Source organism: Kitasatospora cystarginea, from assembly GCF_039533515.1.
Taxonomy (GTDB): Bacteria; Actinomycetota; Actinomycetes; order Streptomycetales; family Streptomycetaceae; genus Kitasatospora; species Kitasatospora cystarginea.
In genome coordinates, this window is sequence record NZ_BAAATR010000004.1 from 114,525 (window position 1) to 139,147 (window position 24,623).

19 protein-coding genes are annotated in these 24,623 nt (G+C 71.2%); 12 read left to right on the forward strand and 7 right to left on the reverse strand.

Annotated features, from left to right (window positions below; genetic code table 11):
• Window positions 1-17: 17 nt before the first annotated feature.
• The 5 genes from ABD369_RS06215 to ABD369_RS06235 all read right to left on the reverse strand — a co-directional run bounded on the left by ABD369_RS06215 (window position 18) and on the right by ABD369_RS06235 (window position 5,695).
• The gene (locus ABD369_RS06215; RefSeq protein ID WP_344635199.1) at window positions 18-2,162 is read right to left on the reverse strand and encodes a restriction endonuclease; all 2,145 of its coding nucleotides are present in this window, start codon (window positions 2,160-2,162) and stop codon (window positions 18-20) included.
• A 178-nt stretch (window positions 2,163-2,340) separates the two neighbouring features.
• Entirely contained in the window at window positions 2,341-2,745 is a 405-nt protein-coding gene (gene msrB / locus ABD369_RS06220; RefSeq protein WP_344635200.1) for a peptide-methionine (R)-S-oxide reductase MsrB, read from the reverse strand.
• Between the two features lie 21 nt (window positions 2,746-2,766).
• Entirely contained in the window at window positions 2,767-4,191 is a 1,425-nt protein-coding gene (gene murC / locus ABD369_RS06225; protein WP_425557547.1) for a UDP-N-acetylmuramate--L-alanine ligase, read from the reverse strand.
• Between the two features lie 123 nt (window positions 4,192-4,314).
• Entirely contained in the window at window positions 4,315-4,773 is a 459-nt protein-coding gene (locus ABD369_RS06230; RefSeq protein ID WP_344635201.1) for an indole-3-glycerol phosphate synthase, read from the reverse strand.
• 112 nt (window positions 4,774-4,885) lie between these two features.
• The gene (locus ABD369_RS06235; protein WP_344635202.1) at window positions 4,886-5,695 is read right to left on the reverse strand and encodes a pyrimidine reductase family protein; all 810 of its coding nucleotides are present in this window, start codon (window positions 5,693-5,695) and stop codon (window positions 4,886-4,888) included.
• On the opposite strand from ABD369_RS06235, the gene zapE reads away from it, so the two are divergent.
• The 4 genes from zapE to ABD369_RS06255 all read left to right on the forward strand — a co-directional run bounded on the left by zapE (window position 5,694) and on the right by ABD369_RS06255 (window position 11,175).
• A complete protein-coding gene (zapE, locus tag ABD369_RS06240) occupies window positions 5,694-6,824 on the forward strand; it encodes a cell division protein ZapE (RefSeq protein ID WP_425557548.1) in 1,131 nt (376 codons plus the stop codon). The two genes, ABD369_RS06235 and zapE, sit on opposite strands and share 2 nt — an antisense overlap.
• Window positions 6,825-6,983: 159 nt before the next feature.
• Window positions 6,984-9,077 (forward strand): excinuclease ABC subunit UvrB, encoded by a 2,094-nt coding sequence (gene uvrB / locus ABD369_RS06245; protein ID WP_344635203.1) that lies wholly within the window; start codon window positions 6,984-6,986, stop codon window positions 9,075-9,077.
• 243 nt (window positions 9,078-9,320) lie between these two features.
• Entirely contained in the window at window positions 9,321-9,899 is a 579-nt protein-coding gene (locus ABD369_RS06250) for a TerD family protein (RefSeq protein ID WP_344635204.1), read from the forward strand.
• Between the two features lie 280 nt (window positions 9,900-10,179).
• Window positions 10,180-11,175: a TerC family protein gene (locus tag ABD369_RS06255; protein WP_344635205.1), complete on the forward strand. Its 996-nt coding sequence runs from the start codon at window positions 10,180-10,182 to the stop codon at window positions 11,173-11,175.
• A gap of 91 nt (window positions 11,176-11,266) precedes the next feature.
• On the opposite strand, the gene ABD369_RS06260 is transcribed toward ABD369_RS06255, so the two are convergent.
• Window positions 11,267-11,920, reverse strand: a complete 654-nt coding sequence (locus tag ABD369_RS06260; RefSeq protein WP_344635206.1) for an MBL fold metallo-hydrolase — start codon at window positions 11,918-11,920, stop codon at window positions 11,267-11,269.
• A gap of 81 nt (window positions 11,921-12,001) precedes the next feature.
• Window positions 12,002-12,754, reverse strand: a complete 753-nt coding sequence (locus tag ABD369_RS06265; RefSeq protein ID WP_344635207.1) for a maleylpyruvate isomerase family mycothiol-dependent enzyme — start codon at window positions 12,752-12,754, stop codon at window positions 12,002-12,004.
• Between the two features lie 316 nt (window positions 12,755-13,070).
• Here ABD369_RS06265 and uvrA point away from each other — a divergent pair, with 316 nt between their 5' ends.
• From uvrA to ABD369_RS06305, 8 genes are all read left to right on the forward strand, one after another.
• Window positions 13,071-15,974, forward strand: coding sequence for an excinuclease ABC subunit UvrA (gene uvrA, locus ABD369_RS06270; protein ID WP_344635208.1), 2,904 nt, complete (start codon window positions 13,071-13,073; stop codon window positions 15,972-15,974).
• Window positions 15,975-16,212: 238 nt separating this feature from the next.
• The gene (locus ABD369_RS06275; protein WP_344635209.1) at window positions 16,213-16,707 is read left to right on the forward strand and encodes a Rieske (2Fe-2S) protein; all 495 of its coding nucleotides are present in this window, start codon (window positions 16,213-16,215) and stop codon (window positions 16,705-16,707) included.
• Window positions 16,708-16,792: 85 nt separating this feature from the next.
• Window positions 16,793-18,808: an excinuclease ABC subunit UvrC gene (uvrC, locus tag ABD369_RS06280; RefSeq protein WP_344635210.1), complete on the forward strand. Its 2,016-nt coding sequence runs from the start codon at window positions 16,793-16,795 to the stop codon at window positions 18,806-18,808.
• Window positions 18,809-18,932: 124 nt separating this feature from the next.
• Window positions 18,933-19,838, forward strand: coding sequence for an RNase adapter RapZ (gene rapZ / locus ABD369_RS06285; RefSeq protein ID WP_344635211.1), 906 nt, complete (start codon window positions 18,933-18,935; stop codon window positions 19,836-19,838).
• Between the two features lie 46 nt (window positions 19,839-19,884).
• On the forward strand, window positions 19,885-20,973 hold the full coding sequence (locus ABD369_RS06290) for a gluconeogenesis factor YvcK family protein (protein ID WP_344635212.1): 1,089 nt from the start codon (window positions 19,885-19,887) through the stop codon (window positions 20,971-20,973).
• Window positions 20,964-21,944 carry a DNA-binding protein WhiA gene (whiA, locus tag ABD369_RS06295; protein ID WP_344635213.1) on the forward strand — a complete coding sequence of 327 codons (981 nt, stop codon included), beginning with the start codon at window positions 20,964-20,966 and terminating at the stop codon, window positions 21,942-21,944. The genes ABD369_RS06290 and whiA overlap by 10 nt, the downstream gene beginning before the upstream one ends.
• A gap of 282 nt (window positions 21,945-22,226) precedes the next feature.
• Complete coding sequence (gene gap, locus ABD369_RS06300) at window positions 22,227-23,231, forward strand: type I glyceraldehyde-3-phosphate dehydrogenase (RefSeq protein ID WP_344635214.1); 1,005 nt, start codon at window positions 22,227-22,229, stop codon at window positions 23,229-23,231.
• 187 nt (window positions 23,232-23,418) lie between these two features.
• A complete protein-coding gene (locus tag ABD369_RS06305; RefSeq protein WP_344635215.1) occupies window positions 23,419-24,621 on the forward strand; it encodes a phosphoglycerate kinase in 1,203 nt (400 codons plus the stop codon).
• The last annotated feature ends 2 nt before the right edge of the window (window positions 24,622-24,623 follow it).

Below are 24,623 nucleotides of genomic sequence, written 5' to 3' on the forward strand. Positions count from 1 at the left end.
GGGGCCGGATGCCGCGGTCAGGAGACCTCGACGCCATGGGCGCGGGCGAGGCCGGCCAGGCCGTCGGACCAGCCCTGGCCGACCGCGCGCAGCTTCCAGACCTCGTCCGGGGTGCCCGCCCGGTGGCGGTACAGCTCGGCGACGAGCATGGCCTTCACCGCCGGGTCGGCGGGCGGCCGGAAGGCCCAGGCCGAGCCGCCGGCCCCGCGCACCTCCAGCGCCGCGTCGCGCAGTTCGGCGCAGCTGGTACCCGAGTCGGTGTCCATGTTCACCGCGACCGCCACCCGGTGGACGGCCGCCGGCAGCTTCCGCAGCCGGACGACGGCGCTCTCGGTGGTCCGTCCGCCGTCCGCGGTCTGCTTGGGGTGCAGCGTCACGGCGCCGTGCTCGGCGCTGCGCTGGTGGTAGAAGACGAAATCCCCGTCGCCGCGGACCGTGCCCCGGGCGGTGAGCAGCAGCAGCGTGAGGTCGGCCTCGGCTCCGGCGGAGCCGAACCGCACCGACAGCTCGGCGAGTTCCGCCTCCGGCAGCACCACGTTCGCACCGGGCGTCAGCAGCACCGGCTCGGCGGCGGGTGCGGCCCGGCCCGGTCCGGGCTGCGCCGGAACGGACACCGTGGCCGGGCCGAGCCGCCCGGGCAGGCCGTTCTCCTTGAGCAGCTGGACCAGCATCGGTCCGTCGATCAGGGTCAGCGGCTTGCCCTCGACCCAGCGGCGGGAGCCCGGGCCGAAGCCCGAGGTGGTGACCAGGATGCCCTTGTTGGCGCCGAAGTGGGCCATGGTCGCGTCCAGGTCGCGGACGGCGGTCGGGCTGACCGTCTTGCGGTAGCGCTTGGCCTGGATCACGTACAGGCCGCCGGTGATCGGGTCGGGGTTCTCGGCGATGACGTCCACGCCGTCGTCCCCGCTGCGCTCGGTGGTGCGGGTCTGGTAGCCGAGCCGCCGGAACAGCTCGGCGAGCAGCTTCTCGAAGTCCAGCGGGTCCATCTCGAAGAGGTCGGGATCCTCCTCGGACGCATCCGCCCGGAAGCTGCCGATCTCCTCGGCGAGCCGCTCGGTGCGTACCGGCTCCGACTTCTCCGGCCGGGCCGAGAGCCGCCCCTGCAGGCCGTCGACCAGGCAGTCGACCGGTTCGACCCGGTCGAGCGCGACCGCGCCGAAGACCGCCCGCTCCACCGCCACCGAGACCAGGTAGCGCTGCTCCTCGCGCCCGGTGGCCGGGTCCACCGCCTCCACGTAGCCGTTGAACACCACCGAGGCCAGCCGCCCCTCACCGTCCGCCAGGAACAGTTCGGCGAGCACCCGCAGCGCGCACTGGGCCAGCACCTCGCGGTAGACCGCCTTCCGCTCGGCGGCGGACCGGGCGACCTCGGTCTCCTGGTCGGTGGACTTCACGTAGCGGTACCTGGCGGTCTCCGGGACCACCTCGAAGCCCGGCAGTCGCCAGTCCACGACGAGCTGGCCCGTGGCCTCGTCCCAGGCGGTCACGCAGTCCTGCCAGAACCCCTCGGGCCAGTCCTCGCGCCAGCGGAGCGCGGTCTCGAAGAACTCGGCCACCGCGCTCGCCGAGCCGTCGCGCAGCTCGGCGGCCAGCCGGACGGCCTGCTCGGCGTGGCCGGCCGCGGCCCGGCGGCGGTCGTCGGCCCAGGCCTCGTACTGCGCCCGGTACTGGTCGAGTTGGTGCCGCCGCTGGTCGTCGGCGGCCTGGGCGGCGTGCCAGTCCTGCTCGAACCGGGCCCGGGCGTGCGCGACCTGCTCGTCGTGTTCGCGCCGGGCGGCCGGGTTCAGCGCCTGCACACCCGTCAACGGCGGTACCAGATAGCGCGACTGGTCCGGCGGCGGGACCGGGACGCCGAGCGGCCCGGGGTCGAACGGCGGTACCACGACGGGGCGTTGCAGGCTCGCCAGGGCGAACACCGGCCCGCCGAGCCCGGTCTGGAGCACCCCGCGCAGCGCGGCCACCCGCTCGTCCAGCTCGGCGGTGCGCCGGGCGGCGTCCGCCTCCCGGCCCTGCTGGTACGCCCGCAGCGCTTCCTTCTGTCCCTGCGCGGCGGCTCGTTGGACCTCGCGCTGCTCGCGCTCGTACTGCCGCTGGGCGGCCACCGCGGCCCGGCGCTGCGCCTCCTGCTGGCGGGCCTGCTGACGCTGTGCCTCAGCCAGCATGGCCAGTACTCCCGAGCTGCGTCGCCGTGCCACCGTGGTCCTCTCTCGCCCGTCCCTGACAGATGATCAGTCTCTCAGACGAGCGGAGCCGCCGGTGTGCGGAGCGTGCCCCCGCAAGCGTGCGGAGGAGCTCTCAGGGCGTCGTCCCGCACCCTGAGAGCTCCCGTGCGAAGGCTTCCTACTCGGCGGGCTTGAGCCTCAGCGAGATGCTGTTGATGCAGTACCGCTGGTCGGTCGGGGTGCCGTACCCCTCGCCCTCGAAGACGTGCCCGAGGTGCCCGCCGCAGCGCGCACAGCGGACCTCGACCCGCCGCATGCCGTGCGACTCGTCGGCCAGGTACTCCACCCGGTCCCCGGCGAGCGGCGCGTAGTACGAGGGCCAGCCGCAGTGGCTGTCGAACTTGGTCTCGCTGCTGAACAGCTCGGCGCCGCAGGCCCGGCAGCTGTACACGCCCACCGTCTTGGTGTCGGTGTACTCACCGGCGAACGGCCGCTCGGTGCCCGCCTCGCGGAGCACGTGGTACTCCTCGGGGGTCAGCTGCGCACGCCACTCGGCGTCGGACTTCTCGATCTCGTAGCTCATCGTGTGCTCCTCGTCCGTCGGTCAGGCGTCAGTTGCAACGCCGGCGAGGTGGGCCGGGCCCCGCAGGCTCTCCAAAATGGCCGGTCCAAGGTTGGTGACGTCGCCCGCACCCATGGTGAGCAGCAGGTCGCCGGGCCTGGTGAGGGAGGCCAGGTGCGCCGGGGCGGCGGCGAAGGAGTGCTCGGCGGCGACCTCGGCGCCGGCCCGGCGGGCCGCGTCGATGATCAGCTCGCTGGTGACGCCGGGGATCGGGTCCTCCCGGGCGGGGTAGATGTCGAGCACCACCGAGGCGTCGGCCAGCGCCAGGGCCTGGCCCATCTCCTCGGCCAGCTGCTGGGTCCGGCTGAACAGGTGCGGCTGGAAGACCACCAGCACCCGGTTGCCGCCGGCCGCCTCGCGGATCGCCTCCAGATCGGCGGTCATCTCGGTCGGGTGGTGGGCGTAGGAGTCGATCACCTGGACGCCCGCGGCCTCGCCCTTGAGCTGGAGGCGGCGGCGGACGCCGGTGTAGCTGCCGATCGCCTTGGCCAGGTCCGCCGCGGGGATGCCCAGCGCGACGCCGGCGGCCAGCGCGGCGACTGCGTTGTGCGCGTAGTGGCGGCCGGGGACGGAGACGGTGAAGGTCAGCTCGGCACGGTCCAGCAGGACGGTGACCTCGCTGGTCATGCCGCGCGGGACCACCGAGAGCACCCGGACGTCGGCGTCCTCGGCCGCGCCGACGGTGACCACGTTCAGCCCGTCGCGGCCGCGCACCCGGCCGGTCAGCTCGCGGGCACCGGGGTGGTCGGCGGAGATCACCAGGGTGCCGCCGGCCACGATCCGGCCGACGAAGGTCTCGAAGGACTCGTAGATCTCGTCCATCGACGCGTAGTTGGCGTGGTGGTCGAGCTCCACGTTGAGGATGATCGCGACCTCGGGGGCGTACTTGTGGAAGCTGCGGTCGCTCTCGTCGGCCTCGGCCACGAAGATGTCACCGGCGCCGTGGTGGGCGTTGGAGCCGGGTGCGTCCAGGTCGCCGCCGATCGCGTACGAGGGTTCGAGGCCCAGCTCGGCGAGGCTGACGGCGAGCATGCTGGTGGTTGTGGTCTTGCCGTGGGTGCCGGCGACGGCCAGCGCCCGGCGGCCGCCCATCAGCGCGGCCAGCGCGTCGGAGCGGTGCACGATCGGGATGCCGCGCTCGCGGGCGGCGGCCAGCTCCGGGTTGTCGTGCCGGATGGCGCTGGAGACCACCACGTTGCTGGCCCCGGCCGGCAGGTTCTCGGCGGCGTGGCCGACGTGGACCTCCGCGCCGAGCGCGCGCAGCGCCAGGACGGTCTCGGACTCCTTGGCGTCGCTGCCCGAGACCTTGGCGCCGCGGACCGCGAGGATCTTCGCCAGCCCGGACATCCCGGCGCCGCCGATGCCGATGAAGTGCGGGGCGTGCAGGTCGTGCGCGGCGTCGTTCAAGGCGTGCTCCGTACAAAATCGGGCCGGCGGGTGTGGCCGAGTGGGGCCGGCGGCATGGCAGAACGCGAATCGCCCCTGCGGGCGGTCCGCAAGGACGATTCTGCACTACCGGGACGGGGACCCTCAGGAGTCGCTCGCGAACAGCTTCAGTACCGGGACGCCGACCTTGTGTCTGGCCTGGGAGGCCCAGTCGCGGTGGAAGAACTCCTCGACGAAGTGCGGAGAGGTCAGGACCAGCACCTCGTCGGCGTCGCTCTGCTCCACCACCTCGCGCAGCCGGTTCAGCGGGTTCTCCTCCACCACCTCGCCGGTCGCCTCGGCTCCGGCCTCCCGCAGGTGGCGCAGGCTGTGCTCCAGGGACTCGCTCGCGACGGTCGGGGCCTGGGACTCCTCGCGCTCGTGCACCGCCCGGTCGAGGTGGCCGAGGGCGACGTCGTCCAGGGCCCGGAGCAGTTCGTCCTGCTTGCCGCGGGGCTGCATCAGGACGACGAAGGAGACCTGCTCCTCCCCGTGGAGCGTGGTGACCAGGTCCACGTCGGCGTCGGAGAGCGCTTTTTCGATCATCAGTACCGTCTTGAACACGTGAGTCCCTTCGCAGTTGCAGGCCCCCGGGTCCGGTTCCCCCACCTCATAGTGCCCGGCGGATGCTTTCCTCACGCTGCACACGGGCCACATGAGCCACGTACGGGCCGGGTCACCCGGCCGAGTCCGGAGCCGGGTCGGGAAGGGACGGGGAGGCCGGAGAGGCCGAGCGCAGATACCGGGTGAAGAGGAAACCTTCCTGCTCCATCAATGACACCAGCCGCATCCGCTGTACGCCAGGCATTTCCCCGCCGTAGCCGATCCGCGGGCCGTCGCCGCCGGCGAGCAGCGGGGCCAGCGACAGGCAGAGCTCGTCCAGCAGTCCCGCCGCCGTCAGCTCGCCGAGCAGCCGCGGACCGCCCTCGGTCAGCTGCCGGGTCCAGCCCCGCCCGGTGAGTGCGGAGAGGGCCCGGCGCACGTCGACCGACCGCTCGCCCGCGACGACCACGTCCGCGACCTCGGCCACCGCGCGGCGGGCGTCGGCGGGGGAGTCCTCGGTGGTGATCACCACCGTGCGGACCACCGGCTCGGTGAACAGCGGCGCGGCCAGGTCGAGCCGCAGACTGCGGGAGACGATCGCGATGGCCGGCGCCGGTGCCTGCCCGGCCTCCCGGCGGGCCGCCGCGAAGGCGTCCCGGGCCCGGGCCGGACGGTAGCCCTCGGCGCGGACCGTCTCGGCGCCGACCAGCACGACGTCCGCCAGCGCCCGCAGCACCCCGAAGATCCGCTTGTCGGCGTCGCCGGACAGGCCCTCGGAGAGCCCCTCCAGCCGGGCGCTGCCGTCCAGCGAGGCGACCATGTTGGCCCGCAGCCAGGGGCGGCCCTGCCGGACCTGTTCGGGGTACGCGTAGACGGCGGCCAGCTCCTCCAGGGACCGGACGTCCTGCTGGGGCGGGCCGAGCGGGCTGATCAGTCGATGCATGGGACAGAGTCTTCCACGGGGGCGCGTACCCTTTACTGACGTGCCCGCTGCCTCACATCCCGACACCACGGCCACTCCGGCAACAGCCGGTGCCATAGCCACCACCGGCCCGGTCGCCCTCACCGACCGCCGGCCCGTCGTGCCCGCCGAGCGGCTGGTCGCCGAGATGGTGCCGCCGCCGCGCTTCGCCGACGTCAGTTTCGGCAGCTACCTGCCGGACACCTCCCAGCCCAGCCAGTACGAGGCCGTCCAGGTGCTGGAGCAGTTCGCCGCGTCGCTCAACAGCGCCGGCACCGCTCCCAAGCGCAGCTGGTTCCGCCGCTCCGCCCCCGCGCCCAGCGGCCCCGCCGGGATCTACCTCGACGGCGGCTACGGCGTCGGCAAGACCCACCTGCTGGCCTCGCTGTGGCACGCCACCCCGGGCCCGAAGGCCTTCGGCACCTTCGTGGAGCTGACCAACCTGGTCGGCGCGCTCACCTTCAAGGGCGCGGTGGAGACCCTCTCCGGGCACCGGCTGCTGTGCATCGACGAGTTCGAGCTGGACGACCCGGGCGACACCGTGCTGGTCTCCACCCTGCTCAGCCGGCTGGTCGAGAACGGCGTCAAGCTCTGCGCCACGTCCAACACCCTGCCCGAGAAGCTCGGCGAGGGCCGGTTCGCCTCCGCCGACTTCCTGCGCGAGATCCAGGGCCTGTCGGCGCACTTCCGCCCGCTGCGGATCGACGGCCAGGACTACCGCCACCGCGGCCTGCCCGAGGCCCCGCCGCCGTACACCGACGAGGTGGTCACCGAGCGGGCCCGGCGCACCCCGGGCGCCTCACTGGACGGCTTCGACGACCTGCTGGAGCACCTCAAGGCCGTCCACCCCAGCCGCTACGGCGCGCTGCTGGACGACGTCCACGCGGTCTTCCTGCGCGGCGTCCACCAGGTCGAGGACCAGTCCACCGCGCTGCGCCTGGTGGTCCTCGCCGACCGGATGTACGACCGCGAGCTGCCCATCACCGCCTCAGGCCTGCCGTTCGACCAGGTCTTCACCGAGGACATGCTCCGCGGCGGCTACCGCAAGAAGTACCTGCGGGCGATATCCCGGCTGGTGGCGCTCGCCCGCGACAGCTCCAAGCCGGCCTGAGCGCCGCGCCCCCTCCTGGTCCGGAGCGTCAACGCTCGGGACCAGGAGGGGGCGCGATGGACGGGGAGGACTTCGGCGGTTGCCACGGCAACCGGGCGTCTGGGGCCCGGAAAGCGGGAGACGGCCCGCGTTGTCAGTGGGGGGTCGTACGGTGGACTCGTGCGACCCATCACGAGTATCGAACGGACAGTGGCGCCCTTCGAGGTCGTCAGCCCCTACCAGCCCAGTGGTGACCAGCCGACGGCCATCGCCGAGCTGGAGCGCCGGATCCGCGCGGGCGAGAAGGACGTCGTCCTGCTCGGCGCCACCGGCACCGGCAAGTCGGCGACCACCGCCTGGATGATCGAGAAGCTCCAGCGGCCCACCCTGGTGATGGCACCGAACAAGACCCTGGCCGCCCAGCTGGCCAACGAGTTCCGCGAGCTGCTCCCCAACAACGCGGTCGAGTACTTCGTCTCGTACTACGACTACTACCAGCCCGAGGCGTACGTCCCGCAGACGGACACCTACATCGAGAAGGACTCCTCGATCAACGAGGAGGTCGAGCGCCTGCGCCACTCGGCCACCAACTCGCTGCTCACCCGCCGCGACGTGGTGGTGGTCGCCTCGGTCTCCTGCATCTACGGCCTCGGTACCCCGCAGGAGTACGTGGACCGGATGGTCCCGCTCAAGGTCGGCGAGGAGATCGACCGGGACGCGCTGCTGCGCCGGTTCGTGGACATCCAGTACACCCGCAACGACGTCGCCTTCACCCGCGGCACCTTCCGGGTCCGCGGCGACACCATCGAGATCTTCCCGGTCTACGAGGAACTCGCCGTCCGGATCGAGATGTTCGGCGACGAGATCGAGGCGCTCTACACCCTGCACCCGCTCACCGGCGAGATCATCAGCCAGGACGACTCCGTCTACGTCTTCCCCGCCTCGCACTACGTGGCCGGCCCGGAGCGGATGGAGCGCGCGGTCAACGGCATCGAGAAGGAGTTGGAGGAGCGCCTGGCCACCCTGGAGAAGCAGGGCAAGCTGCTGGAGGCCCAGCGCCTGCGCATGCGCACCACCTACGACATCGAGATGCTCCGCCAGATCGGCACCTGCTCCGGCGTCGAGAACTACTCGATGCACTTCGACGGCCGCGAGCCCGGTACCGCCCCCAACACGCTGCTCGACTACTTCCCGGAGGACTTCCTCCTGGTGATCGACGAGTCGCACGTGACGGTCCCGCAGATCGGCGCGATGTACGAGGGCGACGCCTCCCGCAAGCGCACCCTGGTCGAGCACGGCTTCCGGCTGCCCTCGGCGATGGACAACCGCCCGCTGAAGTGGGAGGAGTTCCTGGGGCGGATCGGGCAGACGGTCTACCTCTCCGCCACCCCGGGCAAGTACGAGCTGTCGCGCGGCGACGGCGTGGTCGACCAGATCATCCGCCCGACCGGTCTGATCGACCCCGAGGTGATCGTCAAGCCGACGGAGGGCCAGATCGACGACCTGGTGCACGAGGTGCGCAAGCGGGTCGAGAAGGACGAGCGCGTCCTGGTCACCACGCTGACCAAGAAGATGGCCGAGGACCTCACCGACTACATGGTCGGCCTCGACATCAGGGTCCGGTACCTGCACAGCGACATCGACACCCTGCGCCGGGTCGAGCTGCTGCGCGAGCTGCGGGCCGGCGAGTACGACGTGCTGGTCGGCATCAACCTGCTGCGCGAGGGCCTGGACCTGCCCGAGGTCTCCCTGGTGGCGATCCTGGACGCGGACAAGGAGGGCTTCCTGCGCTCCGGCACCTCGCTGATCCAGACCATCGGCCGCGCCGCCCGCAACGTCTCGGGCCAAGTGCACATGTACGCGGACCGGATCACCCCGGCGATGGAGCTGGCGATCGAGGAGACCAACCGCCGCCGCGCCGTCCAGCAGGCGTACAACGAGAAGAACGGCATCGACCCGCAGCCGCTGCGCAAGAAGATCGGCGACATCCTGGACACCCTGGCCCGCGAGGACCTGGACACCGAGGAACTGCTCGCCACCGGCTACCGGGGCGCCGGCAAGGGCAAGGGCGCGCCGGTGCCCGCGCGGGGCGGCGACCGCACATCGGCCAAGAGCCTGCCGGCCGCCGAACTGGCGGATCTGATCCAGCAGTTGACGGACCGGATGCACGCCGCCGCGGCGGAGCTGCAGTTCGAGGTCGCGGCCCGGCTGCGGGACGAGATCGGCGAGCTGAAGAAGGAGCTGCGTCAGATGCGCGAGGCCGGGATGGCCTGAGTTGGTGCTGCCGCCCGGGTCTCGGGCCCGGCGTGAGCGGGTAGGCCATCGACAGCCGTGTACCCGCAGGCCATAGGGTGGCCTGCGGGTACTCCCTCGCGGGCGCGGGGCCTGTGCGGGCACCGGCCGGCGGGGGAGACGCACACCTTGGGGGCCTCAGCCGGGGGACGGCAACGGGGTGTTCCGCCGTGCAGCCGCAGCGGGTGACCCGCCCGCCGGGCTGAGGAGAGAGAGGACAGTGCCGTGTCGGTGAATCTGGCGAAGGGCCAACGAGTCAGTCTGCAGAAGGGCCAGGGGGAGACGCTGACCCTGGTCCGGATGGGCCTCGGCTGGGCGGCCGCGCCCAAGCGCGGGCTGTTCGGCCTGCGCAGGCGGGAGATCGACCTGGACGCCTCTGCCCTGCTCTACGCCGAGAAGACTCCCTCCGACGTAGTCTTCTTCCAGCACCTGACCAGCAACGACGGCTCGGTCCGGCACACCGGCGACAACCTGGTCGGCGGCATGGGCGCCGGTGACGACGACGAGTCGATCCTGGTGGACCTGATGCAGGTCCCCGCGCACATCACCCAGATCGTCTTCACCGTCAGCTCCTACACCGGCCAGACCTTCGCCGAGGTGCGGAACGCGCACTGCCGCCTGGTGGACGAGGCCACCGGCCAGGAGCTGGCGCGCTACGAGCTGACCGGCGGCGGCCCGCACACCGGCCAGATCATGGCGAAGGTCTTCCGCGAGCCGGGCGGCTGGGGCATGCAGGCCATCGGGGCCCCGGCCAAGTCCCGCACCTTCCAGGACCTGCTGCCCGCGATCGAGCCGTACCTGTAGTCGATCCGCGGTCGGCCCCCTCATCCGGTCGTTTCGTCAGCCGCCGTCCCCCTCGGAGGGTTCTTTACCTTCTTTACCATCTCTTGGAATTTCTGTTAGTGTTGACGGCAGCGGAGGGGAGTATTCCCTCGCAGATGTCCCGTCAGCACGGGCGCCCCCTTCCCCTGGGGTTGCGCGCCCCGGGGCACTGGCCCGTGTGCTCCGTGTGGGGGAGCACACAGGCGGAAGAGACCTCCGGCAGTGACGTGTTTGACTCGCCTACTCGCCGGAGGACTCAGAAATGGACGTTTCCGTGGGCCTCTGGGCCGGCACCATCGGTGTGCTGATCGCCCTGATCGTGGCCGACTTCTTCATCGGCGGCCGGAAGCCGCACGAGGTCTCCGTCAAGGAGGCCGGAACCTGGACGGTGGTCTGGGTCGCCCTGGCGCTGCTGTTCGGCGGTTTTCTGTGGTGGCACTCGGGTGCGCAGTCCGCCGGTGAGTTCTTCGCCGGATACATCACCGAGAAGTCGCTCAGCGTGGACAACCTGTTCGTGTTCATTCTGATCATGAGCAAGTTCGCGGTGCCGCGGATCTACCAGCAGCGCGTACTGATGGTCGGCGTGATCATCGCGCTCGTCCTGCGGGCGGTCTTCATCGCCGGCGGCGCCGCCCTGGTCACCACCTTCTCCTGGGTCTTCTACCTCTTCGGCGCCTTCCTGGTCTGGACGGCCTGGAAGCTGGTCAAGGAAGCCCGCGCCGACCAGGAGGACGAGGAGTACGAGGAGAACCGCCTGCTCAAGTCGATCGAGCGGCGCTTCCCGTCGACGGACGGGTACCACGGCACCGCGCTCTTCGTCCGGGAGAACGGTCGGCGGCTGATGACGCCGATGCTGATCGTGATGCTCGCCATCGGCACCACCGACCTGCTCTTCGCGCTGGACTCGATCCCGGCGATCTTCGGCCTGACCCAGGACCCGTACATCGTCTTCACCGCCAACGCCTTCGCGTTGATGGGCCTGCGGCAGCTGTACTTCCTGATCGGCGGCCTGCTGAAGAAGCTGGTCCACCTCTCGTACGGGCTGTCGGTGATCCTCGGGTTCATCGGGGTGAAGCTGGTGCTGCACGCGCTGCACGAGAGCGGTGTCCACGTACCGGAGATCGGCATCCCGCTCTCGCTGGGCTTCATCGTGCTGGTCCTCGCGGTGACCACGGCCACCAGCCTGCTCTCCTCCCGGAAGGCGGCGTCGGCCGAGCGGTCCGAGCGGGCCGGGCGGCACGAGCGCACAGGCGTCTGACCGGGCCCGGCCCGGCCCGAACGAACGGGTCCGCCCCGACTTCCACCCGGAGTGTCGGGGCGGCCCCGTTCCGCCGCTGCGGCCCGCCGGGCTACCAGCCGCGCTCGCGCCACTCGTCGAGGTGCGGGCGCTCGGCGCCGAGGGTGGTGTCGTTGCCGTGGCCGGGGTAGACCCAGGTCTCGTCCGGGAGGACGTCGAAGATCTTCTCCTTGACGTCACGGAACAGGCTGGCGAACCGGGCCGGGTCCTTCTGGGTGTTGCCGACCCCGCCCGGGAAGAGGCAGTCCCCCGTGAACACGTGCGGGTGGCCCTGCGGGTCGTCGTACACCAGCACGATCGCGCCGGGGGTGTGGCCCACCAGGTGGCGCACCCGCAGCTCGACCTGGCCGACCCGCAGCACGTCCCCGTCGTCCAGCAGCACGTCGGTGGGCACCGGGATGCCCGGCGCGTCGATCCGGCCGGCCGCCGTCCGGGCGCCGGTGGTGGAGACCACGTCGGCGAGCGCGCCCCAGTGGTCGTGGTGCTGGTGGGTGGTGACCACGGTGGCCAGCTGCTCGCCGACCGACTCCAGCAGCACCGGCGCCTGCGCCGCGGCGTCGATCAGCAACTGCTCGTCGGTGGCCCGGCAGCGCAGCAGGTACGCGTTGTTCTCGAACGGGCCGACCGCGATCTTGGTGATCATCAGATGGGCGAGCTCCCGCACGTCCGGCGGGCCGCCGACCTTCACCGCTCCGTGGTACGTCATCGCGTCGCTGCTCCTCGTCGATTCGGTCCCGGGCACTCGCGCCGAGCACCCGTCCTGCCGCTCATCTGCATCATGGCCTGCTCAGCCCAGCGGCGGAAGCTCCGGCAGGGCGCGGGCGGCGCCCGGCACCGGCTGGCCGCCCCGGTGGACCCGGAGGTCGTCTCCGGCCGAGCGGCCGGAGACCCAGGCGGTGATCCGCCGGACCGGGCCCTCGATGGTCAGGCCGGCCGCCGCGCCGACGGGGCCGAGCTGCGCCCGGGTACCGCTGTCTTCGGCCACCAGTAGCACCGCCGGGACCGACTCCACGCCGAACTGCCCCGCCAGCCGGAGCAGTTCGGCGACGGCGAAGTCCTCGGGCCAGTGCTCGGGGGTGTAGCCGGCGGCGAGGTCGACATGGTGGTACTCCACCTCCTGGCGGCGCTTGGCGAGCAACTGCCGGGCCGGGAAGACCGCGCCGCTGCGGTGCCGGACCGGGGCGCTCCAGTCGGCCTCGGACATCCTGGCGGCGGCCGCGGTGAACCGCTCGCCGCTGGCCCGGAGGTCGGCGAGCTGCTCGGCCAACGGGCGGGGTGCGCCGGTGCGGATGCCCTCCTCGCGGGCCGTCTCGCTGGCGTACTGGGGGATGTCCCGGCCGGTCCGGGCGCCCTCCAGCAGGTTTACCAGGGAGTCCGCGTTCCGGGCCAGGTGGGCCAGCACATGGCCGCGGCTCCAGTCGGGCAGCGCGGACGGCTCGTCGACGCGGGCGGGGTCGAGCTCGGCGACGGTGCGCAGTAGGCGCTCGGTGGACTCCGCGACGGTCTGCAGCGCGGTGGCGACGGTCTCGGCTTCGGCCATGGGTTCCTCCAGTGCGGTGCCGGTTTCGAGCGTTGCCCGGACGGGTGTCTGCTCGTTGACGCGGGTGACGCTACCGGCCCACCTGGGTGCTGGGCAGGGGGTTTCCGCAGGCGGGGGAAGGGTGGAGCCGGAGGCTCATCACTCGTTCGGGTGATCCCGGCTGGACAGGCTCGATAATCGAACGCATGAGCTATAGGCTGACATGCGGCAAGCTGGAAGAAATCACTCGATTGCTCGCTTGACTATGGAGCCGGTCCCACGCCGGCCGGCTGCGCAGTCGTCGAAGCCATCTCCCTTGGGAAAGGCGCCAGAAGCAGTGGCAGACCGCCTCATCGTCCGCGGTGCTCGCGAGCACAACCTCAAGAACGTCTCGCTGGACCTGCCGCGGGACTCCCTGATCGTGTTCACCGGCCTCTCCGGGTCCGGCAAGTCTTCGCTGGCCTTCGACACGATCTTCGCCGAGGGCCAGCGGCGGTACGTGGAGTCGCTGTCCTCGTACGCCCGCCAGTTCCTCGGCCAGATGGACAAGCCCGACGTGGACTTCATCGAGGGCCTCTCCCCGGCGGTCTCGATCGACCAGAAGTCCACCAACCGCAACCCGCGTTCGACGGTCGGCACCATCACCGAGGTCTACGACTACCTGCGCCTGCTGTTCGCCCGGATCGGCAAGCCGCACTGCCCGCACTGCGCCCGCCCGATCGCCAAGCAGTCCCCGCAGGCCATCGTCGACCGGGTGCTCGAACTCGCCGAGGGAACCCGGTTCCAGGTGCTCAGCCCGGTGGTGCGCGAGCGCAAGGGCGAGTTCGTCGATCTCTTCGCCGACCTCCAGTCCAAGGGCTACGCCCGCGCCCGGGTGGACGGCACCACGGTGCAGCTGACCGAGCCGCCGGCGCTGAAGAAGCAGGAGAAGCACACCATCGAGGTGGTCATCGACCGCCTCACCGTCAAGGAGAGCGCCAAGCGCCGCCTGACGGACTCGATCGAGACGGCGCTGGGGCTGGCCGGCGGCATGGTGGTGCTCGACTTCGTCGACCTCCCAGAGGACGACCCGGAGCGCGAGCGGATGTTCTCCGAGCACCTCTACTGCCCCTATGACGACGTCTCCTTCGAGGAGCTGGAGCCGCGCTCCTTCTCCTTCAACTCCCCCTTCGGCGCCTGCCCGGAGTGCTCGGGCCTGGGCAACCGGATGGAGGTCGACCCCGAGCTGGTCATCCCCGACCCGGAGTGCTCGCTGGACGACGGCGCGATCCACCCCTGGTCCCAGGGCCACACCAAGGAGTACTTCCAGCGCCTGGTCGACGCGCTCGCCGGTGAGCTGGGCTTCCGCACCGACATCCCCTGGGCCGGGCTGCCCGCCCGCGCCCGCAAGGCGCTGCTGCACGGGCACAGGACGCAGATCGAGGTCCGCTACCGCAACCGCTATGGGCGCGACCGCTCCTACACCACCTCCTTCGAGGGTGCGATCCCGTTCGTGACCCGCCGCCACTCCGAGGCGGAGAGCGACAGCAGCCGTGAGCGCTTCGAGGGGTACATGCGCGAGGTGCCCTGCCCGGCCTGCGGGGGCTCCCGGCTCAAGCCGGTGATCCTCTCGGTCACCGTCGAGGGCAAGTCGATCGCCGACGTCTCCGCGATGTCGATCAGCGACTGCGCCGAGTTCCTCGGCGCGCTGAAGCTCACCGCGCGGGACAAGCAGATCGCCGAGCGGGTGCTCAAGGAGGTCAACGAGCGCCTGCGCTTCCTGGTCGACGTCGGCCTGGACTACCTCTCGCTCAACCGTGCGGCGGGCACCCTGTCCGGCGGTGAGGCCCAGCGCATCCGGCTCGCCACCCAGATCGGCTCCGGCCTGGTCGGTGTGCTGTACGTGCTGGACGAGCCGTCCATCGGTCTGCACCAGCGGGACAACCACCGGCTGATCGAGACCCTGGTCCGGCTGCGCGACATCGGCAACACCCTGATCGTGGTCGAGCACGACGAGGACACCATCAAGACCGCTGACTGGGTGGTCGACATCGGCCCCGGCGCCGGTGAGCACGGCGGCAAGGTGGTGCACTCCGGCTCCCTGAAGGAACTGCTGGTCAACGACGACTCGATGACCGGCCAGTACCTGGCGGGCAAGCGCTCCATCCCGATCCCGGCCGCGCGCCGGGCCCGGGACAAGAAGCGCCAGCTCACCGTGCACGGCGCGCGCGAGCACAACCTGCGGGACGTCACGGTCGGCTTCCCGCTCGGCACCTTCACCGCGATCACCGGTGTCTCCGGCTCGGGCAAGTCCACCCTGGTCAACGACATCCTCTACACCCACCTCGCCCGCGAGCTGAACGGCGCGCGCAGCGTCCCCGGCCGGCACACCCGGATCACCGGCACCGACCTGGTGGACAAGGTGGTGCACGTCGACCAGTCGCCGATCGGCCGCACCCCGCGCTCCAACCCGGCGACGTACACGGGTGTCTTCGACCACGTCCGCAAGCTCTTCGCGGAGACCCAGGAGGCGAAGGTCCGGGGCTACCTGCCCGGTCGCTTCTCCTTCAACGTCAAGGGCGGCCGCTGCGAGAACTGCTCCGGTGACGGCACCATCAAGATCGAGATGAACTTCCTGCCGGACGTCTACGTCCCCTGCGAGGTCTGCCACGGCGCCCGCTACAACCGGGAGACGCTGGAGGTCCACTACAAGGGCAAGTCCATCGCCGAGGTGCTGGACATGCCGATCGAGGAGGCGCTGCACTTCTTCGAGGCCGTCCCGGCGATCGCCCGCCACCTGAGGACGCTCAACGACGTCGGCCTCGGCTACGTCCGGCTCGGGCAGTCCGCGCCGACGCTGTCGGGCGGCGAGGCGCAGCGCGTGAAGCTCGCCTCCGAGCTGCAGAAGCGTTCCACCGGGCGGACGGTCTACGTGCTGGACGAGCCCACCACCGGTCTGCACTTCGAGGACATCAGCAAGCTGATCAAGGTTCTCGACGGCCTGGTGGCGAAGGGCAACACGGTGATCGTCATCGAGCACAACCTCGATGTGATCAAGACGGCCGACTGGATCGTGGACATGGGTCCCGAGGGCGGCAGCGGCGGCGGAACCGTGGTCGCCGAGGGCACGCCCGAGGAGATCGCCGCGGTCACCGCCAGCCACACCGGGAAGTTCCTCCGCGACATCCTCGACAACGGCCAGGTCGACGCCCCGGCGCCGGCCAGGAAGGCCGCCCGGAAGCGGGCCGTCGCGAAGAAGTAGGCGCCGGGGGCGGTTACCCGGGGGCGCGTGCGTAGGCCAATGCGCCCCCGCAGCGGCCTCCGCGCGGTCGGGTGCTCCCGGCCGCCCCGGGTGTGCACGCTCGGGGCAGTCGGGAGCAGCGCGGGGGCGCGCGGCCGGCCACCCGGCTCGGCCCCGGCCGGTCCGGGGTTCGAAGACTGCGGGCATAGACTGCGGCCGGTCCTGCCTGTAGCCCGCGCACCCGAGGGAGACGTCACCGATGTCCGAGGCCTCCGAGAGCCCCACCACCGCCCTGCCCGAGACCTCCCGCCGGACGCTGCTGTGCGGCGCGAGCGCCGTCCTGGCCGTCGGCGGTGCCGTCGCGGTCAGCGGATGCGCCTCGTCGTCCTCCACGGGCGGGGCGGGAAACTCCTCCGAGGCGGGCGGCTCCTCGACCAAGAGTGCCTCCCAGCCGGCCGGGCCGGTGGACGTCGGCCCGGCTTCGGGCGTCCCGGTCGGCGGCGGCACGGTCTACCGCGAGAAGAAGATCGTGGTGACCCAGCCGACCGCCGGCCAGTACAAGGCGTTCAGTGCCGTCTGCACCCACGCGGGCTGCGTCGTGGACAAGGTCGCCGACGGCCAGATCCAGTGCCCGTGCCACGGCAGCCGCTTCGCCATCGCGGACGGTGCCGTCCAGGACGGTCCGGCGCCGAGGCCGCTGCCCGAGTACAAGGTGGCGGTGCAGGGCGGCAATCTGGAGGTCACGCCGGCCTGAGCGGCAGGTCCCGTACAACACCGGTCACACCGGCCGGTGTTCGGGACGGCCCCGGAGTGTCGGTGGGGGTCGGTACGGTAGAGCCATGGCCGACCCCTCCACGTACCGCCCGGCGCCGGGCGCGATCCCGACTTCGCCCGGTGTCTACAGGTTCCGCGACGCGCACGGGCGGGTCATCTACGTCGGCAAGGCCAAGAGCCTGCGGCAGCGTCTCTCCTCGTACTTCCAGGATCTCGCCGGTCTGCATCCGCGGACGGCGACCATGGTCACCACCGCCGCCTCGGTGGAGTGGACGGTGGTCGCCACCGAGGTCGAGGCCCTACAGCTGGAGTACTCCTGGATCAAGGAGTTCGACCCCCGGTTCAACGTCAAGTACCGCGACGACAAGAGCTACCCGGAGCTCGCGGTCACCGTGGGCGAGGAGTTCCCCCGGGTCCAGGTGATGCGCGGCGCGCACAAGAAGGGTGTGCGCTACTTCGGTCCGTACGGGCACGCCTGGGCGATCCGCGAAACGGTCGACCTGATGCTGCGGGTCTTCCCGGTCCGTACCTGTTCCAACGGTGTGTTCAAGCGCGCCCAGCAGGTCGGCCGGCCCTGCCTGCTCGGGTACATCGGCAAGTGCTCCGCCCCCTGCGTGGGGAAGATCTCCCAGGCCGACCACGCCGAACTCGCCGAGGAGTTCTGCGACTTCATGGCCGGCCGCACCGGCGGTCACCTGCGCCGGCTGGAGCAGCAGATGCAGGAGGCCGCCGTCGCGATGGAGTACGAGCGCGCGGCCCGGCTGCGCGACGACATCGCCGCCCTCAGGCGCGCGATGGAGAAGAACGCGGTGGTCCTCGGCGACGGCACCGACGCCGACCTGTTCGCCCTCGCCGAGGACGAGTTGGAGGCCGCGGTGCAGATCTTCCACGTCCGCGGCGGCCGGGTGCGCGGCCAGCGCGGCTGGGTCACCGACAAGGTCGAGGACGTCGACACCGCCGCCCTGGTCGAGCACGCGCTGCAGCAGCTGTACGGCGGCGGCACCGAGTCCGTCCCGCGCGAGGTGCTGGTCCCCGAGCTGCCCCGGCCGCTGGAGCCGGTCCAGGAGTGGCTGAGCGGCCTGCGCGCCACCCAGACCGCCAAGGGGGGCCAGGTGGACCTCAGGGTCCCGCAACGCGGCGACAAGAAGGACCTGATGACCACGGTCCAGCGCAACGCCCAGCAGGCGTTGGTCCTGCACAAGACCAAGCGCGCCTCCGACCTGACCACCCGCAGCCGGGCCCTCCAGGAGATCGCCGACGCCCTGGAGTTGGACTCCGTCCCGCTGCGCATCGAGTGCTTCGACATCTCGCACCTGCAAGGTGACGACGTGGTCGCCTCGATGGTGGTCTTCGAGGACGGCCTGGCCCGCAAGAGCGAGTACCGGCGGTTCCAGATCAGGGGGTTCGCGGGTCAGGACGACGTCCGCTCGATGCACGAGGTGATCGGCCGCCGCTTCCGCCGCTACCTCCAGGAGCGCGAGCAGACCGGCGAGTGGGCCGTCCCGGAGGCGGACGACGAGCCGGCCGCCTCCGGCCCGATCGACCCGGAGACCGGTCGCCCCAGGCGGTTCGCCTACCCGCCGCAGCTCGTCGTGGTCGACGGCGGGCAGCCCCAGGTCGCCGCCGCCAAGCGGGCGTTGGACGAGCTGGGCATCGACGACGTCGCACTCTGCGGGCTGGCCAAGCGCCTTGAGGAGGTCTGGCTGCCCGGCGAGGACGACCCGGTGGTGCTGCCGCGCAGCAGCGAGGGCCTGTACCTGCTGCAGCGGGTCCGCGACGAGGCACACCGCTTCGCCATCACCTACCAACGCAGCAAGCGCGCCAAGCGGTTCACGGCGGGGGAACTGGACTCCGTCGCCGGTCTCGGCGAGACTCGCCGCAAGGCGTTGCTCAAGCACTTCGGCTCGTTGAGGAAACTGCGCGCGGCCACCGTGGACGAACTCTGCGAGGTCCCGGGCATCGGCAGGCGGACGGCGGAAACTGTTGCCGCAGCGTTGGCCTCCCGTACACCGGCCGCACCTGCGGTGAATACCGCGACCGGCGAGATCATTGAAGACGACGCATCGCAGGAGACGCCTTGACGGCCGACGCCGCCCGTCAGTCCCCAGGCTCCGGTTCACCTTTCAGGGTGATACGGGAATGCCCGGGCGACGCCAGAGGCGTTCTCCCCAGCAGAACCACCGAAAGCGGGGAACCGAAGTGACAATGTCCGACCATGGGGGCACCTCCCGGCCGGAGGCTGGGGGAGACAGCGCCCCGGAACTGGTGATCATCTCCGGCATGTCCGGAGCCGGCCGCAGCACGGCCGCCAAGTGCCTGGAAGACTTGGGCTGGTTCGTCGTGGACAACCTCCCTCCGGCGCTCATCCCGACCATGGTCGACCTCGGCGCCCGGTCCCAGGGCGCGGTACCCCGGATCGGCGTCGTGGTGGACGTCCGGGGCCGGAAGTTCTTCGACGACCTGCTGACCTCCCTGGACGAGCTGGAGAAGCGCGGCGTCCGACTCCGGGTGGTCTTCCTGGAGTCCTCCGACGACGCCCTGGTGCGCCGCTTCGAGTCGGTCCGCCGTCCGCACCCGCTGCAGGGCGACGGCCGGATCGTGGACGGCATCAGCCAGGAGCGCGAGCTGCTGCGCGACCTGCGCGGCGAGGCCGATCTGGTGATCGACACCTCCAACCTCAACGTCCACCAGCTGCGCGCCAAGATGGACGCGCAGTTCAGCGACCACGACGAGCCCGAGCTGCGGGCCACCGTGATGTCGTTCGGCTTCAAGTACGGCCTGCCGGTCGACGCGGACCTGGTGGTGGACTGCCGCTTCCTGCCCAACCCGCACTGGGTGCCGGAGCTGAGAGCCCGTACCGGCACCGACAGCGACGTCGCGGACTACGTCTTCCAGCAGCCCGGCGCCGACGAGTTCCTGAACGGTTACGCCGAGTTGCTCAAGATCGTGACCGAGGGGTACCGCAGGGAGGGCAAGCGCTACATGACCCTTGCCGTAGGCTGCACCGGTGGCAAGCATCGCAGTGTCGCCATGTCCGAGCGGTTGACAAAGCGTCTGATCGCGGACGGCGTCGAAACGGTGCTGGTCCACCGCGACATGGGCAGGGAGTAGAGCCTGCGGGAGTGACGACACCGCCCCGCCGGCCGCTCACCGGGGTATGAAACAGGAACGTGGGGTCGGTGTGACGGGATACTCGCCAGTACGGCAGCTCCAGCACAAATCTGCCGACCGGCGAGAACAGGCGGGACCCAGGCCCCGGCCCGGAGCGCCCAGAATCACCGCGCTGGGCGGCGGCCAGGGCCTGTCCGCCTCGCTCTCGGCACTGCGCCGGCTGACCACCGAGCTGACCGCCGTGGTCACGGTCGCCGACGACGGCGGCTCCAGCGGACGGCTGCGCAGCGAGCTGGGGGTGCTGCCGCCCGGCGACCTGCGCAAGGCGCTGGCGGCGCTCTGCGGCGACGACGACTGGGGCCGCACCTGGTCCGAGGTGATCCAGCAGCGCTTCACCGGCGACGGAGAGCTCGGCGGGCACGCGGTCGGCAACCTGCTGATCGTCGCGCTCTGGGAGAAGCTCGGCGACCCGGTGGAGGCGCTCAACTGGGTCGGCCGGCTGCTCAACGTGCAGGGCCGGGTGCTGCCGATGTCGGCCGTCCCGCTGGACATCGAGGCCGAAGTGCGCGGTCACGACCCGGCCCGCCCGGACGAGGTCAGCTCGGTACGCGGCCAGGCCGACGTGGCGGCCACCCCGGGCACGGTCCAGTCGATCCGACTGCTGCCCGAGGAGCCTCCGGCGGTACCCGAGGCGGTCACGGCCGTGCTGGAGGCGGACTGGGTGGTGCTGGGCCCCGGGTCCTGGTTCACCAGCGTGCTGCCGCACCTACTGGTCCCCGAGCTGGCCAAGGCGCTCGCCGAGACCCGGGCCCGCCGCCTGCTGACCCTCAACCTGGCCCCGCAGCCCGGTGAGACCGAGGGCTTCACCCCGCAGCGCCATCTGGAGGTCATCGCGGACCACGCTCCGGACCTCGCCGTGGATGCGATCCTGGTGGACGAGCAGGCGGTCACCGGTGGCGCCTTCGGCGTGGCCGACCTGGACGGGCTGCAGAAGGCCGCCGAGCGGATGGGCGCCGCCCTGGTGCTCGGCCGGGTGGCCAGGACCGACGGGACGCCGCGACACGACCCGGAGCTCTTGGCGGCTGCGTACGACCGGATTTTCCGGACACATGGAAGGATCGGCCCATGGCGATGACGGCAGCGGTGAAGGACGAAATCAGCCGGCTCCCCGTCACCCGGGCCTGCTGCCGCAAGGCGGAGGTCTCGGCGATCCTGCGATTCGCGGGCGGTCTGCACATTGTGAGCGGCCGGATCGTGATCGAGGCGGAGCTGGACACCGGCATGGCGGCGCGGCGGCTGCGCAAGGACCTGCTGGAGATCTTCGGACACTCCTCGGACCTGGTGGTGATGGCCCCCGGTGGCCTGCGACGCGGCAGCCGGTTCGTGGTGCGGGTGGTGAAGGACGGTGAGCTGCTGGCCCGGCAGACCGGGCTGGTGGACGGGCGCGGACGGCCGATCCGGGGGCTGCCCCCGGCGGTGGTCTCCGGGGCGACCTGCGACGCGGAGGCGGCCTGGCGCGGGGCCTTCCTGGCCCACGGTTCGCTGACCGAGCCGGGCAGGTCCTCCTCGTTGGAGATCACCTGCCCGGGGTCCGAGGCGGCGCTGGCGTTGGTCGGCGCGGCCCGGCGGCTCGGCATCCCGGCAAAGGCCCGCGAGGTGCGCGGGGTGGACCGGGTGGTGATCCGGGACGGCGACGCGATCGGCGCGCTGCTGACCAGGCTGGGCGCACACGAGTCGGTGCTGGCCTGGGAGGAGCGCCGGATGCGCCGCGAGGTGCGGGCCACCGCCAACCGGCTGGCCAACTTCGACGACGCCAACCTGCGCCGCTCGGCCCGCGCGGCGGTCGCGGCCGGCGCCCGGGTGGCCCGTGCGCTGGAGATCCTCGGCGACGAGGTGCCCGAGCACCTGGCCGCCGCCGGCCAGCTGCGGATGCAGCACAAGCAGGCTTCGCTGGAGGAACTGGGCGCGCTGGCCGATCCGCCGCTGACCAAGGACGCGGTGGCCGGCCGGATCCGCCGGCTGCTGGCGATGGCCGACAAGCGCGCCGCCGAGCTGGGACTGCCCAGCACCGAGGCCAATCTCACCGACGAAATGGCGCTCAACTAGGGCTGCCCCGTGGGTCATTACCGCGGAACGGGTTGACAGACAGGGGCGCGGGGAATAGTGCGAGACCAGGGGCACCCGGTGGGGGCCGCGGATCTCGCGCTGTTCCCCGTGCCCCTGCGACCGTGCTCCGCCCCAGCGGCGGAGAGGCGATGTGCCCAGGCGACCCCCGGAGAGGTAGGGTCGTGGGTGGTCGGGGACATCCCAAAATTCCACCCCGTCGGCAATAGGGCCGGCGTACCCCGTCGGCAATCGGGCCGGCGTACCTAATAAGGAGATCGGTTCGTGACGATCCGGGTAGGCATCAACGGATTCGGCCGCATCGGCCGCAACTTCTTCCGTGCGGTCAAGGCCCAGGGCGCGGACATCGAGATCGTCGGTGTCAACGACCTGACCGACACGAAGACCCTGGCGCACCTCCTCAAGTACGACACCACCCTCGGCACCTTCCCGGGCGAGGTCTCGCACACCGCGGACAGCATCACCGTCGACGGCAAGACCTTCAAGGTCACCGCCGAGCGCGACCCGGCCAACCTGCCCTGGGGCGAGCTGGGTGCCGACATCGTCGTCGAGTCCACCGGTATCTTCACCAAGGCCGAGGCGGCCAAGAAGCACGTCGCCGCCGGCGCCAAGAAGGTCATCATCTCGGCGCCCGCCACCGACGAGGACGTCACCATCGTCATGGGCGTCAACGACGACAAGTACGACGCCGCCAACCACACGATCATCTCCAACGCCTCCTGCACCACCAACTGCGTGGCGCCGATGGCGAAGGTGCTGAACGAGAGCTTCGGCATCGTCAAGGGCCTGATGACCACGGTCCACGCGTTCACGAACGACCAGGTCACCCTGGACTTCCCGCACAAGGACCTGCGTCGCGCCCGTGCCGCCTCGCAGAACATCATCCCGACCTCGACCGGTGCGGCCAAGGCCACCGCCCTGGTCCTGCCGGAGCTCAAGGGCAAGCTGGACGGCACCTCGCTGCGCGTCCCGGTCCCGACCGGCTCGATCACCGACCTGGTCGTCACCCTCGAGCGCGACGTCACCAAGGACGAGGTCAACGCCGCCTTCCAGAAGGCCGCCGAGGGTGCCCTCAAGGGTGTCCTGGCCTACACCGAGGACCCGATCGTCTCCTCGGACATCGTCAACAACCCGGCCTCCTGCATCTTCGACGCCCAGCTCACCATGGTCCAGGGCAACCAGGTCAAGGTGCTCGGCTGGTACGACAACGAGTGGGGTTACTCCAACCGCCTCGTCAACCTGACCACCCTCGTCGGCGGCCAGCTCTGACCTGCGGGAGCTGACGTGACGTAAGGGGCAGGGCCCGGAAGGCGGTTGCGCCTCCCGGGCCCTTCCCCTGCCTCGTTGAACGCCTGTCGCGAGCGCTCCTGCCCCGCGCTCGCGGGCACCTCACTCCCTCGCGGCGGCACGGTGCCGTGCCGCCGCCAGGCGCCACCTTCTCCCCGGGAGACCGAAGTTGAAGACCATCGAAGACCTCGACGTCGCCGGCAAGCGCGTCTTCGTCCGCGCCGACCTGAACGTCCCGCTGGACGGCAGCACGATCACCGACGACGGTCGGATCCGCGCCGTCGCGCCGACCATCGCCAAGCTGGCCGCAGCTGGTGCGAAGGTCGTCGTCGCCTCCCACCTCGGCCGCCCCAAGGGTGCCCCGGACCCGCAGTTCTCCCTCGCACCGGCGGCGAAGCGCCTCGGCGAGATCCTCGGCAAGCCGGTCGCCTTCGCCACCGACACCGTGGGCGAGAGCGCCGAGGCCGTCGTCGCCGCGCTGGCCGGTGGCGAGGTCGCGCTGCTGGAGAACCTGCGCTTCAACGCCGGTGAGACCAGCAAGGACGACGCCGAGCGTGCTGCCTTCGCCGAGCAGCTGGCCGCCCTGGCCGACCTGTACGTCGGCGACGGTTTCGGCGCCGTGCACCGCAAGCACGCCTCGGTCTACGACCTGCCGAAGCTCCTGCCGCACGCCGCCGGCGACCTGATCGCCACCGAGGTCGGCGTGCTCAAGAAGCTCACCGAGGACGTTGCGCGCCCGTACGTCGTCGTGCTCGGCGGCGCCAAGGTGTCCGACAAGCTCGGAGTGATCGACAACCTGCTGAAGAAGGCAGACCGAATCCTGATCGGCGGCGGCATGGCGTACACCTTCCTCGCGGCCAAGGGCCATGAGGTCGGCATCTCCCTGCTGCAGGAGGACCAGAAGGGCAAGTGCCTGGAGTACCTGGCGGAGGCCGAGAAGCGGGGCGTCGAGTTCGTCCTGCCGGTCGACGTCCTGGTCTCCGCGGACTTCCCGGACCTCAAGACCAAGGCCCCGGCGACCTACGAGGTCGTCGCCTCGGACGCGATCCCGGCCGACAAGGAGGGCCTGGACATCGGCCCGAAGACCCGTGAGCTGTACGCGGCGAAGCTGGTCGACGCCGGGACGGTGTTCTGGAACGGCCCGATGGGCGTTTTCGAGCACCCGGACTTCGCGAACGGCACCAAGGCCGTCGCGCAGGCTCTGACCGACAGCAAGGCGTTCACCGTGGTCGGTGGCGGCGACTCCGCCGCGGCCGTCCGCATCCTGGGCTTCGACGAGACGAAGTTCGGGCACATCTCGACCGGCGGTGGCGCGAGCCTCGAGTACCTGGAGGGCAAGACCCTTCCCGGTCTCGCCGCCCTGGAAGGCTGAAA